We start from the raw sequence: 20697 nt of genomic DNA on the forward strand, positions 1-20697 counted from the left end.
CGAGTGGAATCTTCATGATTAAATGGTTCGATTGTAATCGCCATTGTGAGGTGGCTGTAGCGTTAGGCGATCTGACGGTTCGGCATGCTGATACACGGGTGCGGTTTACGGGCAGTTGCGCGAAAATTTGCGAACTTGCCGGTCGAGAAGTCCAAGAACCGTGGGCAAACTATGTGCAGAGACTGACCTGAGCTGCCGCCTTATACGACATCCGGTTGCTTGATATGGTTATCGTGTGCCCGCGATTCCGTGGCTCTATAGAAGGCAATTCTCTTTACAGGGCAATTGAATGAGCTTTCCGATCACACTGAGTGTCAATGGCAAGCGGCTCGAAATCGCACTGGAAGACGAACGCGTGACCTTGGTTGACCTCTTGCGTGAGCACCTCCATCTCACGGGAACCAAGAAAGGCTGCGACCGCGGTCAATGTGGTGCCTGCACAGTGCTCGTCGACGAACGTCGAATAAATTCCTGTCTAGCGCTCGCGATCTCCGCGGACGGCGCCGATGTCGTGACGATCGAAGGGATTTCGCGTGGCGAAGAACTTCATCCGGTTCAAGCCGCTTTCATCGAACATGACGGATTTCAGTGCGGCTTCTGCACGCCGGGACAGATCATGAGCGCTGTAGGGCTGATCCATGAAGGGCGCACCGGCTGCGATCCGGAACGAGTCCGTGAAGCGATGAGCGGCAACCTCTGTCGCTGTGGCGCGTACTCGGGAATCACCGACGCGGTGCTTGACTCGCTAGCTCGGATGCACGAAAGAGTGCGCACCGGGGAGGCGGCGTGAACCGGTTCGAATATGTCCGTCCCAACACGATCCTCGATGCGATAGCGGCAGCGAGCAACCCCGGAGCAGTGTTCCTCGCGGGAGGAACCAATCTTCTGGACCTGATGAAGGGCGGTGTCACGCGGCCCGCCCGTGTGGTCGACCTGACGCGCGTGCCGGACCTCGGCCGAATCGAGCCGCTCCCGGACGGCGGAACGCGGATTGGCGCACTGGTTCGAAACAGCGACCTCGCGCACGACACTTCCTTTGCAAAAAAATACCCCGCGGTGTCGGAAGCACTGCTTTCCGGGGCATCGGCCCAACTGCGCAATGCCGCAACGACTGCCGGTAACTTATTGCAGCGCACTCGATGTCCCTACTTCTACGATACTGCGAGCGCCTGCAACAAGCGCGATCCCGGTACCGGATGCGACGCCAAGGGGGCAGAGACACGGACTCATGCGGTGCTCGGATGGAGCGAGCACTGCATAGCGACTCACCCTTCGGATTTCTGTGTTGCCCTGGTGGCTCTAGATGCGGTCGTGGAAATCCAAGGTCGTTCTGGCCGGCGGGATGTGCCGCTGGAAACCTTCTATCGTGCGCTCGGCGACACCCCGGAACGCGAGACGGTGCTCGAACCTGGTGAACTTATCCTTGCAGTGCGCCTGCCGCCCGCCGCTGCAGGTTTCGCAAGCCATTCGCGCTACCTGAAGGTACGTGATCGCACGTCTTACGCTTTCGCAGTGGTCTCGGCTGCCGCGAGCCTTCGCATCGAAGGGAACAGGATTGTTGAAGGACGGCTGGCTTTGGGCGGGGTTGCCTCGAAACCCTGGCGTGCACGTGCGGCTGAAGAGATGCTGAACGACCAGGAACCGAGTGACGATGTTTTCCAGCGGGTTGCCGACACCGCGCTCGCTGAAGCGAGGCCGATCGGCGGTACTGCTTTCAAAATCGAGCTGGCGCGTCGCGTCGTGAAGCGCATCCTGCAAGTCGCCGTGGCGGGTACGCCCGCACAGGCGCCTGCATTGCCAGGGTCCGTGTTCGACATGACTCAGGGGAGTCCTTCTCATGCTTAAGCCGCTTTTCCTGGATGACGCTGGCCCCTCGAGTGTCGGCCAGCCTGTCGCTCGCCGGGAGGCCGTCCTCAAAGTGACCGGTGAGGCGCGCTATGCTGCCGATCACCACCCCGAAGGCATGCTCTACGCCGTCATTGCCGCGAGCAGCATAGCGAGGGGACGCGTGACGCGTCTGGATGTGGCCAACGCGTCCGCTCATCCCGGTGTTATCGGCGTGATGACACCGGAGAATGCACCGAAGTTTGCCCGGCATCCTGACCTGAAGGACAGCAATCCGTTCACCTTTAGGCTCGACGTGCTGCAGGACGAGAATGTCAGGTATGCGAATCAACCTGTCGCGGTGGTGATCGGAGAAACGCTTGAGGCCGCGACTGAAGGCGCATATCTGCTTGCACCCCGGTATGAATCCGACGTCGCTCGCGTGCAATTCGACGCCGGCGAGCCCTTCACGCCCAATGTGATAGGGGGATTGTATCCTCCCAACGAATCGAAGGGCGATGTCGAGACAGCGCTCTCGTCGGCAGCTGTTCGGATCAATGCGACTTATCGAACGCCTGCGCAATATCACAACGCGATGGAACCGCACGCCATCGTCGCGCAATGGAATGGCGACGAGCTCACGATCGACACGCCGAGCCAGGCGCTGGGTTTGGGCCGGGCGCGCATCGCCGGGCTGTTCGGGCTCGATGTAAAATCGGTCCTGATCCGCAGTCCCTATCTCGGCGGAGGCTTTGGCAACAAGGCGTTGATTTCCGGCCCCCAGATACTGGGGATCATGGCGGCGCGCTTTACCGGTCGTCCCGTCAAGCTCGTGCTTCGCCGCGAGCAGACGTTCGGGCCGGTTGGGCATCGAGCGCCGACAAGTCAGACATTGCGCCTCGGGGCGCAGGCAGACGGCACACTGACGGCAATTGCGCACCATTCCCGGACCGCATCGAGCACCTTCGATGATTTTTTTGAGCCGAGCGGGACCTTGTCCCACTCGCTTTATGCAACTGAAACGATCTCAACAACCCACGACGCCGTCCGTCTCGACATCGGCACACCCCTGTTCATGCGAGCACCGGGTAAAGCTCCAGGCAGCTTCGCACTGGAGTGTGCGATCGACGAAATGGCACGTGCGTGCGACATGGACCCGCTGGATTTCCGCCTGAAGAATTACGCTGAAATCGAACCGATGTCAGGCAAACCATTCTCATCGAAAGCATTGCGTGAATGTTATGCACAAGGTGCGCAACGGTTCGGCTGGACTGGCCGACCACGCGCGCCGCGGCAGATGATCGATGCATCCGGGCTGCTGGTCGGCTGGGGCATGGGTACTGCGACTTTTCCGGCCAAAATGTTTCTGGCCGAGGCTCGAGTGGTACTTCGCGAGGATGGCAACGCGACAGTTGCGTGCGGCGCGCACGACATGGGTCAAGGTGCCTGGACAGTCCTGGCTCAGATCGCCGCCGACAGCCTCGGCCTAGATCTCGAGCAAGTCGAACTTCAGATCGGCAGATCCGACCTGCCGGACGGCGGAATGGCCGGCGGATCGGCGGGAACGGCGACCGCTGGCACGGCAATTCACCATGCAGGGAAAGACGTTGTCGCACAGTTGATCGATATGGCGACGAATGACGAACGGTCGCCGCTGTTCAGAGCGGGCAATGCGGGTGTAATCGCGCGCAACGGGCGTCTTTCGCGATCCGACGACGAAGGCCGGGGAGAGACTTATTCGGTCATTCTTGCGCGTGCTGGACGCACAAATATCGAGGGAAAGGGCAATGCCGCACCCGACGCTGTTGCACAAGGCAACTATGCAACGCACTCGCACGGCGCTGTGTTTGCGGAAGTGAAGGTCGATCCTGAACTCGGGCAGATCCGCGTCAGTCGACTCGTCGGCGCGTTCGCGGCGGGGCGGATCATCAACCCGCGATTGGCGCGTAGCCAATACCTGGGCGGAATGATCTGGGGTGTGTCTTTTGCGCTTCAGGAGCACGCGATCATGGATCCCCGCACGGGGCGGCCCATGAACGCCAATCTGGCTGAGTACCACGTACCCGTCAACGCGGACGTACCTTCTCTCGAGGCAATTATCGTGGATGAAGACGATCCGTACGTCAATGCACTCGGTATTAAGGGTATCGGCGAAATCGGTATTACCGGAAGCGCGGGAGCCGTGGCGAACGCCGTCTGGCATGCGACAGGCATTCGTGTGCGACAGGCGCCAATCACGCTGGACAAACTGCTTTGGTCGCAGCCGTCACACGCCCGCGATGGCAGTAGCCCGTCAAGAGCGTTATTTGACTGAGTGCAGGATATCCGCATCGGATGTTGGGACCAATGCACGAAACCCGATCCGGCAGCCTTTCAAGTCGATCAGCTCCGCAGCGCGAAGATCCGTTGTCCGTTTACACGCCTTGTGCGTAGGCCTTACCGTCGTCGTTGCTGATGTTGACTCTCCGATCGATGGCGATATGGCACTAGTAAAGATGCGTAGTATCCTCTTCAGGCGAGGCTACAGGGAACGCATCAATCACTGCCATGTGCAATGACAATCCCGTGATTGCGTGGTGTTTGGATTCGACAGGAGCACACCTATGAATGATTCGATCCGTCAACCTCTGAACAACGAGCCCTCCGTTTCACAGCCGGCGCAGGCCGAAAGCGAAAAAGAGGCTATTCAACAAGTCCTCACTGGCTACTACGACGCCCTGAGCCGCGATCTGCATGTAGCCGCCTCGTTTTACGGAGAGCCGGTCATAGTTGTGCAACCGGCTGAGGTCTTGCCAATGAATAAAAGAGAGGACACGGAAGCTTTCCTGACCAAGCTTCTGAGCGGGTTCAAATCGCTTGGTTTTTTGCACGCGCAGTTGAGCGACTCTCGCATCAAAATGCTGAGTGAGACGACCGCAATTTATAGCACCGTGGCGATTCGCTATAAAACCGATGGATCGGAGATGCCACGAGGCGGATTCACTTATCTCCTGCACAAGGGGCCGCCCGGCTGGCAAATCCATGCGTTGATCGTCACCGATATGGACAAACTGGTGAACGCTGATTGAACCCGGTCCTTCGCTGACTTTCCCATGCGTCGCCACGATCAACAGGCCTTATCGTATGCGATCCATCAACCAGGCCTCTCTGAGCGTGCATGCCGTTGCGGCATGGATGGTGTAGCGGGAAGCGTGATCAGCGAATGTGGCCTGGCATCTTCCAGGGAAGCAGCGCGCCGTATTCATCGACGGTCTTTGCAAGGGGCAGCCGTTGAAACAGCCAGGTGAGGTAGCGATACGGTCAATGCTGTGGGCCCGACAGGCCTCCACGATTGAGTAGAGGTCTGCGCTGGCGTTTGCGCCTGCGACAGTGTCTGCAAAGATCCATGAGCGGCGTCCCACGCAGAATGGGCGAATCGAGTTTTCACATGCATTATTCGAGATTGGCCAGTTGCCGTTCTCGATGTAGCGAACCAATTTCGGCGACTGTCCGCGCAGGTAAGTTGGCGCTTTGTCGAGTAGGCTGTTGGGCACGACGCCGGGAGATTGCTCGATCATGAGCTTGTAAATGACATCGAGTACGGGCGTACAGTACCGTCGTCGCAATCGCTGCCTCCGCTCAACGGCTGTGGTGCAAATAGCGATCAACGGATCGGTTAGAGTGTCGGCCTAACTGATTTGAGGGCCCGCGATGAGCAAGCTGAAGAGTCTGGACGGGTTGTTCGCCGGCCGTCACTTTGACCGTGACGTGATCATTCTTTGTGTGCGCTGGTATCTGCGCTACAAGCTCAGCCTGCGCGATCTCGTCGAGATGATGGCTGAGCGAGGGTTGGCGCTAGCTCACACGACGATCCTGCGTTGGGTGCAGCGCTATACGCCCGAGTTCGTCAAGCGCTGGAACCATTTCGCAACATCTGAGGGACCGTCGTGGCGGGTTGACGAGACGTACCTGAAGATCCGGGGCAAATGGGTTTATCTATATCGGGCGGTGGATCGGGCCGGCCAGACGGTAGACTTCGTGCTCAGGGCAAAGCGCGATGTCGCTGCGGCAAAAGCCTTTTTCCGCAAGGCAATCAAACATCAGGGCCGGCCACCAGAGACGGTCACGCTCGATGGGTATGCCGCCTCGCACCGGGCCGTGCGTGAGATGAAGACTGATGGTCAGCTGCCCGAGGACTGCGGCTGGAAAACGGTGGCGATGATAAAGCGATTTGGGTTTCTTCATCATCCAATCTTACCCGACCACTTCCGCAACCTGACAAAGCCGTAAAAAGCTGCCGCTGGCAGTCGGAGGGCGTCGATCAGCCGGCGGAACGGATCTCCCAGACTGAGCAACGTCTATTTCGGGAGATAGTACTTCAGCACTTGCCAACGGTCGTGCACGACCCCTGACGCGTATAGAGCGTTGAGTTCCGATTTACTGAGCCCGATTTCAACGAGTACGTCGCGAGTGTGAGTGCCGGGCGCCGGGGCCGGAACGAGTTCACGGACGGGGGATTTTGTAAGACGGAACCACGAAGGGGCCAGCAGTGCGGTAGGAAAATTGCTTGGATGCTTGCGCCGGACGAGCGTTACATTGCCGAAGTCAAGTGCGACGGTAGGCGGTAGTTTGTCGTCTTCGCGCGATACAACAGGTAGCGCATCGAGACGTTTGACCTTGACGACGGATGCTTTGGGAAAGCGGTTGAGTACGGTATGTAATTTCCCAATACTGAGCAACGCGATCGAATCAGCCATGTCGGTGCGACTAGTACTTTTGGCGCCAAGTGCTGCGGCAACACCATGGAGGTCCCGTTCACGGCAGGCGAGAAATGCCCAACCTTCAACACAACGATAGAGCGAGTATTGAGCACCGTGTCCTTTTGCATCTTGCCCGCTTGCTTGCGTTGGACGAGCCTCACTTGCTGAGGCGACGACGAATGGAAATTGTACCAACTGCGCTCCCATGACTAATGATGTGCGGACATAAGCGCCACCTCTCCCAAGCTCTTTCGCGACGAGCGCTTGTGCAATTCCGAGCGCTGCGGTAAATCCAGCGATATAGTCGACGCACGACGCGATGCCATGCAGTACTGGGGCGTTTGGAGTGCCGTAGCGGGATGTGATACCCGTGGCAGCCTGAAGTACGGGATCGAATGCGGGGAAGTCCTTCCATGCCCCGTCGTTGGGGCCGCCCCAAGCGCTCACTTGGCAGCAAATGATGTTGGGATTGATCGTTCGCAACTGTTCGTATGAAATGCCGAGGCCGGGCGCCGATTTATCGAGAAAGTTGTGGACGACTATGTCGGCGTTCTCAACAAGTCGCTTTAGAACTTGTCGCCCTTGATCAGTTTTGAGATCGATGATCGCCGCCCGCTTGCCTTGATTCACATCAATACCGTACCACATCGTCATCCGTGGGCCTGCTTGGGGCGCGGGTGCGTCGATGCGAATCACTTGTGCACCAAATTCGGCTAGCGTGCGCGAAGCCACCGGTGCCGCAATGATGTTCGAAATATCGAGAATACGAATGCCCTCGAGGATCGGCCCGTACGGCGACATCGGCGGCTGCTCGGTCCTGTTGATGGGCGACTGTTCTTGCCAGGACGATCCAACCTCGTACTTCTCTACGCTACGCGACGTCAACGTAGGCGATGCAGTCCCTGTGCCAGTAATTGTCAAAAAGCGGCCGGCCTGTAGCACGGGTCCGTCGATCGGGTCATCGATTTCGCTCACGTGCCCGCTTTCGTGCGCGACAGGCTCTAAAAGCCATTCCTCTGTCGTGCGGACTATCGAGCATGGAACGCCTGCTACCTGAAGTGCCTCCTGCCATTCTCCCGCGGACCGTGTAAGAAATCGAGCGACCATGACTTCGTTGAGTCGGGCGACCCAATGCGGATTCATTTGGACTGAACTGCTGATGTTGTTGCCTTCGACTCCTTCGTCAAAGGGGCTACCCACAAACATCCCCTCAGCAACGAGTTGATCCAGAATCCCAAGGACATCGAGACATGCCCGCGCTTGATGAACATGATCCGCAGCGTTGATAAATATCAGCCGGCCGTCCGCACAAAGATGATGTCCGAACTGAGGACGCGAGAACCGCTTAAGATATGCGGACAAGGCGGCTTTGTGTTGATCACTCAGGTGGTCCGCCAGATCCCTGAAGATTGGGAATGCGATTTCTTTCATTACGTTGTCGACACGGGGCAGATTGAATTGCTCCGGTTGCCCCTCGATTCGCATCGCGAGAGCTGACATCGAAGAAAGTACTGCATCGGCGAGAGGTACTTCGACAAATTGCCCAGCACCTGATCGAAGTCGATGAAAAAAAGCGAGTGTTGCTACCGTGGCCCCAAGTACGCCGCCGTAAGCACTCGCCATAGGGACCGAAGTGAAGATCGGATCAGAGCCAAGGATGGCAGCCGTTGAATTTAGATGTGAGTACACTCCATGTGAAGCTGCAAGTGATCCTTCCCACGCGGGAAGTTCAGCTTCTAATGTACCAGAGGCGAAACCGGGAAGAGAAAGGTACACAACTTCTGGGTTGTATTTAGATACGCTCGCGTAATCCAGGCCCCAGACAGCAGTTTTTCCCGCACCGAGATTGTCGATGACAATATCTGCGTTGCAGGCAAGGCGGAATGCCTCGGCGCGTTGGTGTTCGATGCCGAAGTCTAGTTCAATACAACGTTTCCCACGAGAAAGGAGGGCGTCTTCGGAGCTACCTATCCTCTGCGATCTATTGAGTTCAATGACATCTGCACCCTGATCTGAAAGAAGCATCGCGGCCACACGTCCGGCCCAGATACCCCCAAGATTAAGCACCCGAATGCCTCGGAGCGGAGCAACCGTTGTTGCCGATTCGTAGTTCATGACAATGCTTCCTTCACTTGCCCGTTGAGAACCAGTCTGAGACTTGCTGAACTGGTTAATAATTCTCTGCCGTTTCGACGGAGTGTGATTGCCGCGGAAAACCACAAAGGAGAGTCAACATCCCGATGGATGTCAGGGCCGCCATAAAGTCGATTCCCGCGTACAGGTTACCGAAGCGGACACTGATAGCACCGATCACCATCGTGCTGAAGGCGCCACCCAAACCGCCAAGTGAGCTGATCGTCGCGATCCCGCCTGCTGCAGCCGAGTGGCTCAGATACGCGCTCGGTATCGTCCAGAAAAGGCCCAGGATGCTGAATACGCTAACCGACGCGACGGCAAGCAGCGCGACAGTGAATATGAGATTGCCGTGTGCAACCGGCAATAGCACGAAGCTAGCAGAAGCCGCAAAACCGCACATCGAGACGTGCCACCGTCGCTCGCGAAATTTGTCGGAGCTATAACCGACGAAGACCATGCCAACCGTAGAAAGAAGCGAGAGTCCCCCGCTAATCCAGCCTGTCGAGCCTATGGTCTGGCCGACCACGTCTTTTAGGATCGACGGCATCCAAAGCAGGACTGTGGTGAGTGAACTAAAGAAGCAAAAATAGACGAATGCGAGCATGTAAACTCTTGGATCCTTCAGGCTAGCGAGGAAAGATGCTCCATGCGTTTCTCGATCACGCTGGTCGAGTGCGAGCTCCGCAGCGATTACCCCCTTCTCCTCCGCGCTGAGCCAACGAACCGATGCAACATTGTCCGCAAGATAGAAGTAGGCGATCACACCGAGAACGACGGTTGGCAAACCTTCAATCATGAATAGCCATTGCCATCCATGAAAGCCCGCAACACCATCGAGATGCTGCATAGTCAGTCCAGACGCTGGCCCTGCGATTACTCCGCCTAGAGGCACCGCCGTGACGAAGAGACTTGTAATTCTTCCTCTTAGTCGATCTGGAAACCAAAGTGTTATGTAGAACAATATTCCGGGAAAGAAGCCGGCCTCTGCAACCCCAAGCAGGAATCGCAGAATGTAGAATACGATCGCGCTGTGCGCGAGCATCGTCGCGCACGTCACCGCGCCCCATGACACCATGATCCGCAACAGCGTGCGGCGGACACCCGTGCGCACGAGCCACAAATTACTCGGCACTTCCAAGGCGATGTAGCCGATATAGAAAATTCCAGCAGCAATTCCGTACATGCCGTCGTCAAGCTTCAAATCATGGAGGAACTGCAGTTTGGCAAAGCCAATGTTGAAGCGGTCAATCGTTGCCATCATGTAGCAAAGCAACAGGAAAGGAATCATCCGCCACGCGACTTTGCGGTACGTTGACTGACGTACCCGTGATGATGTCATGAACTGGATTGACACGTCGTCTCCAAATAATTTTTCACAAATGTTGCGGTCGATCAGCTTTTTCTGCATGCCGGGAAACCGGCAGAGGGTCCGATTTCCACGCCAGCGACACGTTTCCATTGGATTCAACTGCGATCGATAATCGCACGCGATTGCATTTATCGACCGCATGATCCTCAATGATGAAGGTTGTGCGGTCAACCCCGAGTCAGCACATACAGTGCGATAATCGCCCAAGCGCTATTTTTACGTGTGCCGCTATGCTGAAGAAGATCAAACTTAGTTCACGCCGTCCACTCACTCGACCCGGACGTGATCCAGTTCATACTGCTAGGAGGGCCATGTCGTGACGTCAAATGGCGGTGATCCGACCGATGAAGGAAGCGTTCAAGGTTCCGCCAAGCTGTCTGGCGATCCGAACTACATGACATCGCTTGAGCGCGGGCTGACAGTCATTCAGGCATTCTCAAAACAACGGCACAGGCTTTCGATCTCTCAGATTAGTCAAAAGACCGGCATCTCGCGCGCCGCCGTTCGACGATGTCTGTACACCCTTAGTCACTTAGGTTTTGTTGCCGCGGAAGACGAGCGCTACTTTGTGTTGCGCCCGAAAGTATTGGCATTAGGGCATGCGTATCTCACATCGAGTCCGTTCGCAAGCGTGAGCATGCCGGTTCTAAGGCACGTTACGAGCGTGTTGAACGAATCGAGCTCGATCGCAGTACTCGACGGTGCCGACATTTTGTATATCGCCCGAGCGCCCACATCTCGAATCATGACAATCGAACTCGATGTCGGTAGCCGCTTGCCTGCATATTGCACGTCGATGGGTCGTGTGATGCTCTGGCAGCTTTCCGATGACGAACTTGAAGCGCGGCTAAAAATGATGCGTTTCCTTCAGTACACGGCCAACACGCTGACGACTCCGGATGCTTTGAAGGCCGAGTTGAATAAAGTTAGCGTGCAAGGTTTTGCACTCATCGACCAGGAGCTTGGAGCGGGTTTACGGTCTGTCGCGATACCGATCGTGAACTCGCGAGGCGTGACAGTCGCTGCAACGTGCGTCGCAGTGCATGAGTCGCGCGTAACCGTGGGCGATATGAAATTAAAGATACTGCCCGTTCTTCGTGAGGCCGCTCAGGAACTTTCTCTTCTTGCAGGATGACCTGCGATCTTGTCGATTCCGGGACGTGTGGTGTTGTATTGAGATAACTATTCGGCACTGTCATGTTGGTGGAGCGGCTGAATGAAGAGATGAAGAAAACGAATCGCTTTATCGTGGCCGACGCTTTCCTGCAATCGTCATCAGCTGCACGGTTCGGTGCTATTTCAGGTTCAGCCTAAACCTTCGCGATATCGAGGAGTTGTTGTTCGAGCGAGGTGTCGTGGTCACGTACGAAACGATCCATTGCTAGTGCATTAAATTTGGCGCTGGATTCGCCCGTTGCGGCAAAGCGGCGAGGGGTAAGCCGGACCGTACATGGTATCTGGATGAGATGTTCGTGACGCTACGCGGCGAGGCATATTTGATATGGCGAGCGGTCGACGAGCATGGCGCCGAACTCGACGTGCTGGTCGAAAAACGCCACGACAAGGCCGCGACAAAGCGCTTCTTCCAAAAAGTGTTACGTTCAAACCCGGTGTCGCTCAAGATCATCAGACGCCCGCTATACCCGTATGCATATCACGGCGCATTTGCGCCGCGTATTCGCGAAAGTCGACCTCCAATGTGTAGCGGGCCATTGAACACCCATGGCGGCCTGCTGAGCTATGGCCACTCCGGCTGTGCCGGTGCAGTTGCTCATCTTGTCGAGACCCAATTGCAGATGACGGGCCGCGCTGGCGAGCGCCAGGTGCAGGACGCGTTACTGGCACTCCAGCATGGAGATGGAGGTGTGCTGTCCTCCCATGTCAGCGTCTTTCTGGAGCGAGTGCATTGAACGACGAGCTTACCGGGCAAGGCGACTGGACCACGGGCGCGCCCGTGGTGAGTTACCAATCATGCATCTACTGTCAGCATGTATGGTACTTTCGACGCACTTTCTGTCCATCGTGCGGGACGTCGAATCCCGCAAAGCACTCGGCGGCGGGCCGCGGCGTCGTCTGTGCGTCGACGACGGTCACGCGTCCACCGAACACCGAAGTCGTTTCGCGTGGCCATACGTTATTCTGCTTGTTCATATGGAAGAGGGATTCCAAATGATGGGCCATGGAGATCCAATGCTACGCATTGGCGATCACGTGGTAGTCGAGTTCCGAGCTTTCGGCAGCCTTCGCGTGCCTCACGTCATCGCTGTTCCCCTTTGCGGCAAGCGTCAGGTCATCCAGTGACAAGCATCGGCAATCGTTGCATTGTCGCCCTACATTGCCACAGTTGTTGAATCGCAAGATCTCGATCCGAGGACCGGACATTCCGATGCCAAGAACGTGCAGATGCGATATGACCATCATGCCGGTGGTCGCTGTTTGTGCAAAGCTGTACTGTCAGTGAATGAAGATATATCAATCACTAAAAGACAGAATTGATTTGATATTAACTACATGTCTATGGCGATCAGCATTCCTCATCACATAGGACATTGTGGTCGAAAATAAGATGATGTTCGAGCAGCTGACTGACGCAGGCATTGTGTTGCGCGAGATGATTTTTTTTCAGACGCGTATAGGTCATTACGGAGACTGTCCTGAGTGGACGCGACGGTCGGACGTATGGTGCACCACTGGCCGACTGGTCGCGTACCCATCGAGCACAGGAACAGCGCTACTGGACGTTGCGCGACGGTCGCATCAAGGCGATATCTGCAGGCACAAACACAAAGACGAATCTGGTCTACGCCGGCAACGGCCAGCATACCAGGAGACAAATGATGACAGACACCTCGCATGTGCTCGATGTCCGGGCATTTCTCGACAGTCGACCGTTCACGCCTTATCAATGGCTGATCTTTGCGTTGTGTGCTTTGATTCTTGCGGCCGACGGATACGATACGGCGGCCATGGGATTCATTGCCCCGTCGCTCGTGCACGAGTGGGGCGTTGCACGTTCGTCCCTCGGCCCAGTCCTTGGCGCGGCTCTGGTTGGTCTTGGGATAGGAGCATTGATTGCCGGCCCCATTGCGGATCGTTGCGGCCGAAAAATCGTGCTGTTGTGTCTGTAGCGTTTTTCGGCTTATGGAGTCTCGTCGCCGCACACGCATCATCCATTGAATCGATGACAGTGATGCGTTTTCTGACTGGACTGGGCCTCGGCGCCGCGATGCCCAACGCGGTGACCGCAATGTCTGAGTATGCGCCAGCGAGAGTGCGGGCGCTCGCAGTCAATGCCATGTTTTGCGGATTTTCCGGTGGCCTCGCTGCGGGAGGGGTGCTCGCTGCTTGGCTCATTCCTCATTACGACTGGCAAAGTGTGCTCATCGTCGGAGGTCTCGGACCCTGCGTGCTTGCCGTTTTGCTGGTATTCCTGCTGCCAGAGTCGGTTCAGTTTCTCGCAGTACGGGGAAATCGGGACTAGCGGATTGCTGGCATCCTTGCCCACATCGCGCCCCGTACGTCATTCGCTGGATGTACGTTTACGCTACATGCACCGAATGACGAAGCACGCAGCGATGGACGCACCGCGCTAGCGCTCGTGATGTCGCGCCGCTACCGCTTTGGCACTGCAATGCTGTGGTTGGCATACGCCATGGGATTGCTGATCTTCTATGTGCTCACAAACTGGCTGCCAATGCTCTTCAAGGAGGCAGGCTTCTCGCTTGCAGATAGTGCGCTGATGAGCTCGTTGTTTCCACTCGGCGGCGTACTCGGTAATCTGAGCGCGGGCTGGTTTATGGACCGATTCAATCCAAATAAAACGATCTCTCTGACTTATGTGCTTCTTGGGCTTTTCGTGTTTCTGGTTGGACGCAGCGTCGGCAGCCCCTTGTTGCTCGGCGTGTTGATGTTCGCTACCGGTACATTGGCAACCAGTGCAGTTTCGTCAATGTGCGCGCACGCCGCCGACTTTTACCCAGCCGAAGGGCGCGCGACAGGTGTCGCACGGATGCTGGGTATTGGCCGAGTTGGCGGCGTAGCGGGTGCTTTTACGGGTGCGGCGTTGATGGGCCTCGGCTGGAATTTCGGGGCAGTACTCGGTTTGCTGGCCGTGCCGGCGCTCGTTTCGGCGATTGCCCTGCGGGTACTTGCATGGTCAGGATGCAATACGGCCTCGATTCGGTGGCTGGCATGATACCGGAGAACATGCCGGCTTCCAGTTTTCGTTTGCCGATGATGACGTGTCAGATTGGCGCATTAGCCGAAAGGAGACGTGGACGGGGCTAAAGCAGTCTTTGCCTTGAAAGACCGCATTGATGCTGTAAACCGGGGACTCGACAATTCAAACGGTAGACCGGGTGGGGCGAAATGCGGTGGGGCCAGGCAGTGGGTTCGATTCGGTGAAGGCTGCGCACAATCATCACTGTTTGCGGAGGAGGTCATCGGAGCCGATCCGCGCGATTTTCGGTACTTTGGAGGTGCGACAGCCACCTGTCTTGACGTGGCCTTCAATGAGGATGCCAGTCAGATCCGGCTACACAACGCTCCGTTGAACTTCGCTTTCCTGCAGGCACGACATCGGTCCGTTCCGCGCCGATTCAAATCTCGCACTCAATCTGTCGGAAAAAATGCGTAAGACCCCGTCTAGGGTCCCGACCACCTTGAAGATCCTGACGCTGCAGAAAAATCTGATGCTTCGGCTCTTGGGGAATTCCCTATACCACTTGCCAAACGCCAGCGTACTGGCAATAATGATACTAAGTAGTATGATAGATGCATGGAAAAACTGGCATGACTGCGTTGTCGCTGATGCGAGGCAGGCAGATCGCTTCGAACTAACGGGATTAAGAGCAGCGAAGCTGATAGTAAATGTGATTCGGGCGAACATCGGTGATGTCGGATTCGCCGTGTCTGGTCGGTTCGATTGCTCCCGTAGTGTACTGAGTTAGAAATTCGTCAACAGAACTACGAGGGTAGCCATCGTGGCTTGGGGCCAGTATCAATCGCGCAAAATGACGAAATCTTTGTGGCCGTAACTGCGCCTTGGCGAGTGCAACAGGGCAAGGGTGAACCAGCGGAACGGGATCGAAGGAGAAGCGGATGAACGCAGAAATGTCGTTGCGTTTGCTAATTGAAAAGTGGCTGACGCCAACTTTGGCGACGCCGATTCGCGTAACCCGATTCAGCCGCACACCCCCTAGTCGGAGGCGTTATGTACGCGTTGACGCACTGCGGCCGGAAGGTCCGGTCACCCTTTTTTCTTCCGACACGATGACGGCACGTGGTGCGTATCCCCGCCTGATGGCGAACGCCCGGCAATACGTGCTTACGCAAGTGCCGGATGACTGGGATATCGGCGGAGGCGAATCACAGCGAACGCATCCAACGAATCGCAGGGAGATCACCATGATGGACGAGTCAAATTACCTAACACTCGAAAACATCCGAGAACTCGATGTGTGGACGTGCGCTTGGTATGACGCAGCGGTCGAAGCGCAATTTATCAGCGCTTCCTATCATCCAGACACCGCGACCCTGGACCGTCTGCGAAGCTATTTCAGAGTCGGCCTGACGGCCCAGGAAGCCGCTCACGCGTGCTTCGGTGGCAGGCACTAAATCAACAACTGTTGATGGTCTCTATCTGACAGCGGTAACCCTACGAAAGGCAAACTATATGGATTGTCCGATTTAACAGCGACTCGCAATACTAGCAGGCTGTTGAAAAGTCTCCCGGAGCGGTCAGCCGTGGAGAAGGAGTAGCCGATGACAGGAAGAGCGTGACGACACTGAGATGGAAGCGACGTGCGGTGTAGACGGCTACTTGGACGTGATGTTCACAATGGCAATCTCCGCTCTATATGAGAAGTTAGCTGAGAACTATGTCGTCTTTGCATCGATTACTTGAGGGTTCGGGTCGTTGGTGAAAATGTAAACAGACTCGAAGGTACCGCCTTTAGCAGGAGCCGGCCGTGCTCCGCAGTTCGAACGGCCAGAATGGACTTATAGTAATACTAAATATTCATAAATCCAGGAGACTTTTCGTGAAAAAATCTATTATACAATTAGCATTACCAATCATTCTGCTTGATTGCGCTCATGCGCAAAGTACCGTGACTCTGTATGGCGCAATCGACAGCGGCATCAACTATACAAACAACGTTCAGATCGCGCAGACCGGATCAAGCCTTGTCGGTGGCCATCAAATCGCGATGCTCGAGGGTGGAGCGGCCGGCCTTCAGGGTAGTCGGTGGGGTTTCCGGGGAACAGAAGATCTAGGCGATGGATTGAAGACCCTCTTCGTGTTGGAAAGTGGTTTCGATAGTAACAGCGGTGTCTTGGGGCAGGGCGGTTCGGCGTTTGGTCGACAGGCATATGTCGGCTTGAGCAGCGCGTTCGGTACCGTGACGCTCGGCCGACAGTATGATGCCGTCGTTGATCTGTATGCACCGTTCTTAGCGGCGCGACAGTGGGGCGGGTTAATGGCTTTTCACCCGGGAGATGTGGACAATGCTTTGAATTCACGACGTATTAACAATTCAATAAAATACCGCAGCGTCAGTTATCGTGGGCTAACGGTCGAAGCAATAATGAATCTCGGCGGTATCGCAGGATCTTTCTCGAGCAACTGGATCTGGGGAGGTGGCGTGGCCTACGCAACGGGGCCGTTTTCGATTAGTGCCACCTATCTGAATGTTCACAATCCGAACACGTCGTTCTACGGCTCCAACCCTGACGCAGGCCCGTCGACAACCAATAACCTTGGAGTCTTTGGCAGCGCAACCGGACCTGAATTCAATCCGGTCTACGCCGGTTACGCATCGGCGAACCGACGTGAGACAGCGGCAATAGCCGCAGGTGTCACCTTGGGTTCGTTGAACGTGAACCTCGCGTATTCGAATACAAGGTTCGAAGGCATGGGTTCGGCATCGGGCCCCAATCCTCTGAACTACAGTGGGACTGCTGCATTCAATAACATCGAAATTAATTCGCAGTATCAACTCACGCCTTCGTTGCTGGTTGGCGCGGCCTACGATTACACCCGCAATGGGGGAGCGGGTGGACTGGGGGGGGCGAATTACGACCTCTTCAGTACAGGTACTGATTATTTCCTGTCTAAGCGTACAGACGTATATACCGTCGTCGCTTATGAAAAGGCGAGCGGGACGGACTCGTTCGGACAAAGCGCGGTCGCCGAGATTGGCGAGTTGACTCCGTCGACGACCAACAAGCAGGTGTCAGTGCGGATCGGTATCCGGCACAGATTTTAACAGGAAGCGCGGCGCCTGAAGCATGTGGCGCCGCTTGCAACCGTCACACGGATATCCACAAAAAATGCGCCGTTCGAGAGATTCTGGTGCGGCGGGTTGTCGATGAAGAGCAGGATTTCGCTGACCGAACCGGGCAGTTAAAAACGTGTCTTCAGTTGATCTGAGACTCTAACAACTGCAACTTCTGGCTGCCCGGGATTTGACCGCGCACCCGATCGGAGGTCACCAACCCCGACTGGAGATGAGCCGCGCCCCTGCGGGCGCGCTCGCACAGAATGTTTTTCAGCAGATACTCAACTGTCGGATGCTTGGTGGCATCTATTGCCTCGTGGCGCTTGGATCGAGGCTCGTGCATGGAATCCTACATGTGCCCAACTTCGCCTACGGGGCGCTCTACATGGCTGGGGCGTTCATCACGTTCCATATGATGAGCGCCTACGCCGTCAACTACTAGTTGACCATGTTGGCATCGACCGCGTGCGTCGCGGTGCTGGCCGTACTTTCGGAGCGGCTGGTCTGTCGCCCGCTGCGACATGCCTCGGGTCCGCATCCGATGATTGCCGCGATCGGTGTGTTGCTATTTTTCGAGGCGTCGGAACAGGCGATCTGGGGAGCCGACTTTCGCCGCATGCAGTCTCCATACAACGGGATCATCCACGTCTTGGGCCTGACAGCAACCGTACACGGATTGTTGCTCATCGGATCGGCATTCGCGCTGGTCGCAGCCTTGGACTTGTTCCTGACCCGCACAACCATGGGCTGGACCATTCTCGTAATGGCCGAGAACCGAGAGGGCGCCTCCTTGGTGAGCATTGACCCAGCATGGTTTCGATCCTGACGCCGGCTACACAGGCCAGTTCAATCTCGGGCACGGCGGCTTTATGGCCATTGGGGCCTACGTCGTGGGTATGCTCGCCGTCGCCTTTCACATGCCGTTTTTTGGCTTGCCTTCTTCCTGTCCGGCGTCAACCCTGCTGCCATGGATTTCTTGAGGGCATCCTTCTAAGGACAACGTAGGAGGCGGACGAAATAACGGTTCTGGTGATTGCGAAACACACACGCTGAAGGCGGCGACGCTGAACATCAAGACTAGATCGTTAAGCCTCAACGGGGGTCTCTAGGATCATCAACGTCAACCAATCGATTACCGCAGCGGGATTTTCTATGCCTCTAATTTCGACCGCGACGCCGTATCGAATCATCAGATTTTGTCTGCTCTTCCGCGTCACATCCTTAAGCATAATCCTGGCTCTAACATCGCTGCCGACCGGGACCGGTGTAGTGAAGCGCACGCGATCGAAGCCATAGTTAATGTTGATCTTTCTGCCGTCGATGGCGGGCAGCGACTGATGAGCGAGGGCGGGTAACAGGGATAGAACAAGCATTCCATGGACGATGGTGCCCCCGAACTGACTTTCCCGACGGGCGCGTGCCGGATCGACGTGAATGAACTGAAAATCGCCAGATATGGTGGCAAATGAATCGATCATACTTTGATCGATCGTTACCCATTTTGAGACCGCGATCTCGCTTCCGATCTTTGCCACCAATCCGCTGACGCTGAGTCTCAATTGACAATCGTCCGACATTTCATTTCTCTCTTCGAAGAACATCAGGTACGTAGAGCGGCCTTGGTGTTGGCAACGATGTTGGTAGCCGTCGAGCCTATCAGACCAAGTTGTCGCAAAACAATGGAATGTCACGAGTAGAAGTCGCGCCGTTTGTACGAAAGAATTGGGACACAAAAGGAAATTCAATCGCACGAGTCACGACGACCCCGAACAACAACGCATAACGTTGCTCGTTCGTCACCCGCCGTCCTCCGCTGCATGCGCCGGGCTAGCAGAGCGATCGACCGCCTGTAGAGACCCCATGCGAACTCCGGCGTTGTTCTCGAAAATAATCCCCGCAGGCTGCGATCGAGAGTCGGTCACGCAGGCCATACAGGCCGCGCCGATGAGCGGCCCGATCGCCATCGTGATTACCGAGTACTGGAACGAATGGGTTCGCTCAAAGACCACGCCGATAACGATCGGCACGATGATGGCGCCCAATTGTATGATCGCGTTGGAGACGCCGGCCGCCGCGCCGAGCGCGGCTTGGTCCATCTTCTCGGAAATGAAAGCTGTTAGAAGAGGAGAGTAGGCGAAGGCGGTCACGCCTAGGAACGGGGCTAGGAGCCGAAACTCCGAAATGTCACGGGTCTGTGAAAAGATCAGAAGAGCAATGGCGAAGGCAGTGAGGCAAATCACGATGAGGGCCTTGCGGCGCCCTCCAATGAGATCGGACAGCAGCCCGTAGAGCGGCTTGCCACACAGACCGAAGAGCCCGAAGACCGCAACTACGCTCCCTGTCGCGACCGGTCCGATCTTGATCATCAGGGGGTGACCCAGAACGCGAATCCCCAGGTGCCCCATAGGCCGCCCAGACCGCAGGCGGCCATCAGCACGAAATTCCGGTTCGTCAGCAGAATGCGGGCAGTGATCAGGAAGGTTCCAGCCCGCTTGGGTGCCCTCGGTGCGGCCGTAGGGCTGTCGCGCAGCACAATGAGGCTGAGCAACAGAACCAACGCCATCACACCGCCTAGCAGGGGGTAGAGCGCCCGCCAGGTGAACTGGAGAATGACGAGCGGGAAAATCGCGTTGGCGATCGTAACAGCGACTGATGAGGCCGTGCCCAAAATGCCGAAGGCTCGGCCACGTTCCTTGGAGACGAACCAGTTGGCGAGGAGCTTTGCGGTTCCGGCATATCCGGTTCCAGCCGACATGCCGATCAGGAGTTGGAGCGCGAGCCCTTGCCAGGTGGTTTGGATCAAACCAAAGACCGCCGTGAAGGAGCCGAGCGGGAGAAGGGCCAAGCGTATGGCGCGCTTGGGCCCTAGCCGGTCGACCGCGAATCCCCCGAAGAAACTCGCGCCGGAATAACCAACGAAGAACGCCGACACGAACGCGCCCATCGTTGGCGGAGCGATGTGCAGTTCGGCAGCGACGGCGCTGCCGGAATTGCCCCAGGCCAAGCGTCGCGCGAAGCTGGTGACGAGGACCGTTAGCGAAGTGGCCAGGATCACCCACCGATACGTGAAACGCCCTTCCGGCTCGGTGGGGACCGTCATGGCGTCTCTAGGTGATTGATCGATCCGAGTGTCCATTCGCGTCTCCGATTTGATTAAATGATACTACGTAGTAGTATATAATCTTCCTGCCTAACTCAAGGGCTTCATTTTTGGGTAGGGCAAGCACCGATACCACCCGAACGCGGCTCGCCACTGGTGCCGGACGTGTAGATGGAGAAGAGCGCATTAAGCGCTGGATAGCGTCAACCAGAACGTCCGGTTTACCGACAACCATCTTGGCCGGTCGGC

At 56.5% G+C, this 20697-nt stretch carries 14 protein-coding genes and 5 pseudogenes; 13 read left to right on the forward strand and 6 right to left on the reverse strand.

The window, feature by feature from the left end:
* The first annotated feature begins 289 nt into the window (after positions 1-289).
* The 4 genes from M0D69_RS14775 (at position 290) to M0D69_RS14790 (ending at position 4892) form a co-directional block, all read left to right on the forward strand.
* On the forward strand, positions 290-790 hold the full coding sequence (locus M0D69_RS14775; RefSeq protein WP_301782713.1) for a (2Fe-2S)-binding protein: 501 nt from the start codon (positions 290-292) through the stop codon (positions 788-790).
* Positions 787-1845 carry a xanthine dehydrogenase family protein subunit M gene (locus M0D69_RS14780; protein ID WP_301782714.1) on the forward strand — a complete coding sequence of 353 codons (1059 nt, stop codon included), beginning with the start codon at positions 787-789 and terminating at the stop codon, positions 1843-1845. Before M0D69_RS14775 ends, M0D69_RS14780 begins: the two co-directional genes overlap by 4 nt.
* Positions 1838-4138 (forward strand): xanthine dehydrogenase family protein molybdopterin-binding subunit, encoded by a 2301-nt coding sequence (locus tag M0D69_RS14785; RefSeq protein ID WP_301782715.1) that lies wholly within the window; start codon positions 1838-1840, stop codon positions 4136-4138. The genes M0D69_RS14780 and M0D69_RS14785 overlap by 8 nt, the downstream gene beginning before the upstream one ends.
* Before the next feature lie 289 nt (positions 4139-4427).
* Positions 4428-4892, forward strand: coding sequence for a hypothetical protein (locus M0D69_RS14790; protein ID WP_301782716.1), 465 nt, complete (start codon positions 4428-4430; stop codon positions 4890-4892).
* A gap of 127 nt (positions 4893-5019) precedes the next feature.
* Here M0D69_RS14790 and M0D69_RS14795 read toward each other — a convergent pair.
* A pseudogene (locus M0D69_RS14795) lies at positions 5020-5450 on the reverse strand (transposase); the annotation flags it as partial.
* Between the two features lie 64 nt (positions 5451-5514).
* On the opposite strand from M0D69_RS14795, the pseudogene M0D69_RS14800 reads away from it, so the two are divergent.
* Positions 5515-6081 (forward strand): annotated as a pseudogene (locus tag M0D69_RS14800) (IS6 family transposase); the annotation flags it as partial.
* Between the two features lie 80 nt (positions 6082-6161).
* On the opposite strand, the gene M0D69_RS14805 reads toward M0D69_RS14800, so the two are convergent.
* Complete coding sequence (locus M0D69_RS14805; RefSeq protein ID WP_301782717.1) at positions 6162-8678, reverse strand: CoA transferase; 2517 nt, start codon at positions 8676-8678, stop codon at positions 6162-6164.
* A 55-nt stretch (positions 8679-8733) separates the two neighbouring features.
* On the reverse strand, positions 8734-10107 hold the full coding sequence (locus M0D69_RS14810) for an MFS transporter (protein ID WP_301782718.1): 1374 nt from the start codon (positions 10105-10107) through the stop codon (positions 8734-8736).
* 277 nt (positions 10108-10384) lie between these two features.
* Here M0D69_RS14810 and M0D69_RS14815 point away from each other — a divergent pair, with 277 nt between their 5' ends.
* The 8 genes and pseudogenes from M0D69_RS14815 to M0D69_RS14850 all read left to right on the forward strand — a co-directional run.
* A complete protein-coding gene (locus M0D69_RS14815; protein ID WP_301782719.1) occupies positions 10385-11203 on the forward strand; it encodes an IclR family transcriptional regulator C-terminal domain-containing protein in 819 nt (272 codons plus the stop codon).
* 133 nt (positions 11204-11336) lie between these two features.
* Positions 11337-11672: pseudogene (locus M0D69_RS14820) on the forward strand (DDE-type integrase/transposase/recombinase); the annotation flags it as partial.
* 1233 nt (positions 11673-12905) lie between these two features.
* Positions 12906-14263: pseudogene (locus tag M0D69_RS14830) on the forward strand (MFS transporter).
* Positions 14264-15168: 905 nt separating this feature from the next.
* Positions 15169-15684, forward strand: coding sequence for a hypothetical protein (locus M0D69_RS43760; RefSeq protein ID WP_367619715.1), 516 nt, complete (start codon positions 15169-15171; stop codon positions 15682-15684).
* A gap of 425 nt (positions 15685-16109) precedes the next feature.
* Positions 16110-17336 carry a porin gene (locus M0D69_RS14840; protein ID WP_301782720.1) on the forward strand — a complete coding sequence of 409 codons (1227 nt, stop codon included), beginning with the start codon at positions 16110-16112 and terminating at the stop codon, positions 17334-17336.
* 241 nt (positions 17337-17577) lie between these two features.
* Positions 17578-17790, forward strand: coding sequence for a hypothetical protein (locus tag M0D69_RS43765; protein ID WP_367619716.1), 213 nt, complete (start codon positions 17578-17580; stop codon positions 17788-17790).
* Positions 17791-17796: 6 nt separating this feature from the next.
* Positions 17797-18174, forward strand: coding sequence for a hypothetical protein (locus M0D69_RS14845; RefSeq protein WP_367619717.1), 378 nt, complete (start codon positions 17797-17799; stop codon positions 18172-18174).
* A gap of 4 nt (positions 18175-18178) precedes the next feature.
* Positions 18179-18303: pseudogene (locus M0D69_RS14850) on the forward strand (branched-chain amino acid ABC transporter permease); the annotation flags it as partial.
* A 130-nt stretch (positions 18304-18433) separates the two neighbouring features.
* Here the strand turns inward: M0D69_RS14850 and M0D69_RS14855 are convergent.
* The 3 genes from M0D69_RS14855 to M0D69_RS14865 all read right to left on the reverse strand — a co-directional run bounded on the left by M0D69_RS14855 (position 18434) and on the right by M0D69_RS14865 (position 20484).
* A complete protein-coding gene (locus tag M0D69_RS14855) occupies positions 18434-18949 on the reverse strand; it encodes a MaoC family dehydratase (RefSeq protein WP_301782721.1) in 516 nt (171 codons plus the stop codon).
* Positions 18950-19144: 195 nt separating this feature from the next.
* A complete protein-coding gene (locus tag M0D69_RS14860; RefSeq protein WP_301782722.1) occupies positions 19145-19714 on the reverse strand; it encodes an MFS transporter in 570 nt (189 codons plus the stop codon).
* Positions 19714-20484: an MFS transporter gene (locus M0D69_RS14865; protein WP_301782723.1), complete on the reverse strand. Its 771-nt coding sequence runs from the start codon at positions 20482-20484 to the stop codon at positions 19714-19716. The genes M0D69_RS14860 and M0D69_RS14865 overlap by 1 nt, the downstream gene beginning before the upstream one ends.
* Between the last annotated feature and the right edge of the window lie 213 nt (positions 20485-20697).

This window comes from Caballeronia sp. SEWSISQ10-4 2 (assembly GCF_030464885.1).
Taxonomy (GTDB): domain Bacteria; phylum Pseudomonadota; class Gammaproteobacteria; order Burkholderiales; family Burkholderiaceae; genus Caballeronia.

Bases quoted from the DNA above. Each gene is read 5' to 3' on its own strand.
- M0D69_RS14855 (WP_301782721.1), bottom strand. From the start codon at position 18,949: ATGTTCTTCGAAGAGAGAAATGAAATGTCGGACGATTGTCAATTGAGA.
- M0D69_RS43760 (WP_367619715.1), top strand. From the start codon at position 15,169: ATGAACGCAGAAATGTCGTTGCGTTTGCTAATTGAAAAGTGGCTGACG.
- M0D69_RS14785 (WP_301782715.1), top strand. From the start codon at position 1,838: ATGCTTAAGCCGCTTTTCCTGGATGACGCTGGCCCCTCGAGTGTCGGC.
- M0D69_RS14810 (WP_301782718.1), bottom strand. From the start codon at position 10,107: ATGCAGAAAAAGCTGATCGACCGCAACATTTGTGAAAAATTATTTGGA.
- M0D69_RS14805 (WP_301782717.1), bottom strand. From the start codon at position 8,678: ATGAACTACGAATCGGCAACAACGGTTGCTCCGCTCCGAGGCATTCGG.
- M0D69_RS14775 (WP_301782713.1), top strand. From the start codon at position 290: ATGAGCTTTCCGATCACACTGAGTGTCAATGGCAAGCGGCTCGAAATC.
- M0D69_RS14860 (WP_301782722.1), bottom strand. From the start codon at position 19,714: ATGATCAAGATCGGACCGGTCGCGACAGGGAGCGTAGTTGCGGTCTTC.
- M0D69_RS14865 (WP_301782723.1), bottom strand. From the start codon at position 20,484: ATGGACACTCGGATCGATCAATCACCTAGAGACGCCATGACGGTCCCC.
- M0D69_RS14790 (WP_301782716.1), top strand. From the start codon at position 4,428: ATGAATGATTCGATCCGTCAACCTCTGAACAACGAGCCCTCCGTTTCA.
- M0D69_RS14845 (WP_367619717.1), top strand. From the start codon at position 17,797: ATGTTGGCATCGACCGCGTGCGTCGCGGTGCTGGCCGTACTTTCGGAG.
- M0D69_RS43765 (WP_367619716.1), top strand. From the start codon at position 17,578: ATGAGCCGCGCCCCTGCGGGCGCGCTCGCACAGAATGTTTTTCAGCAG.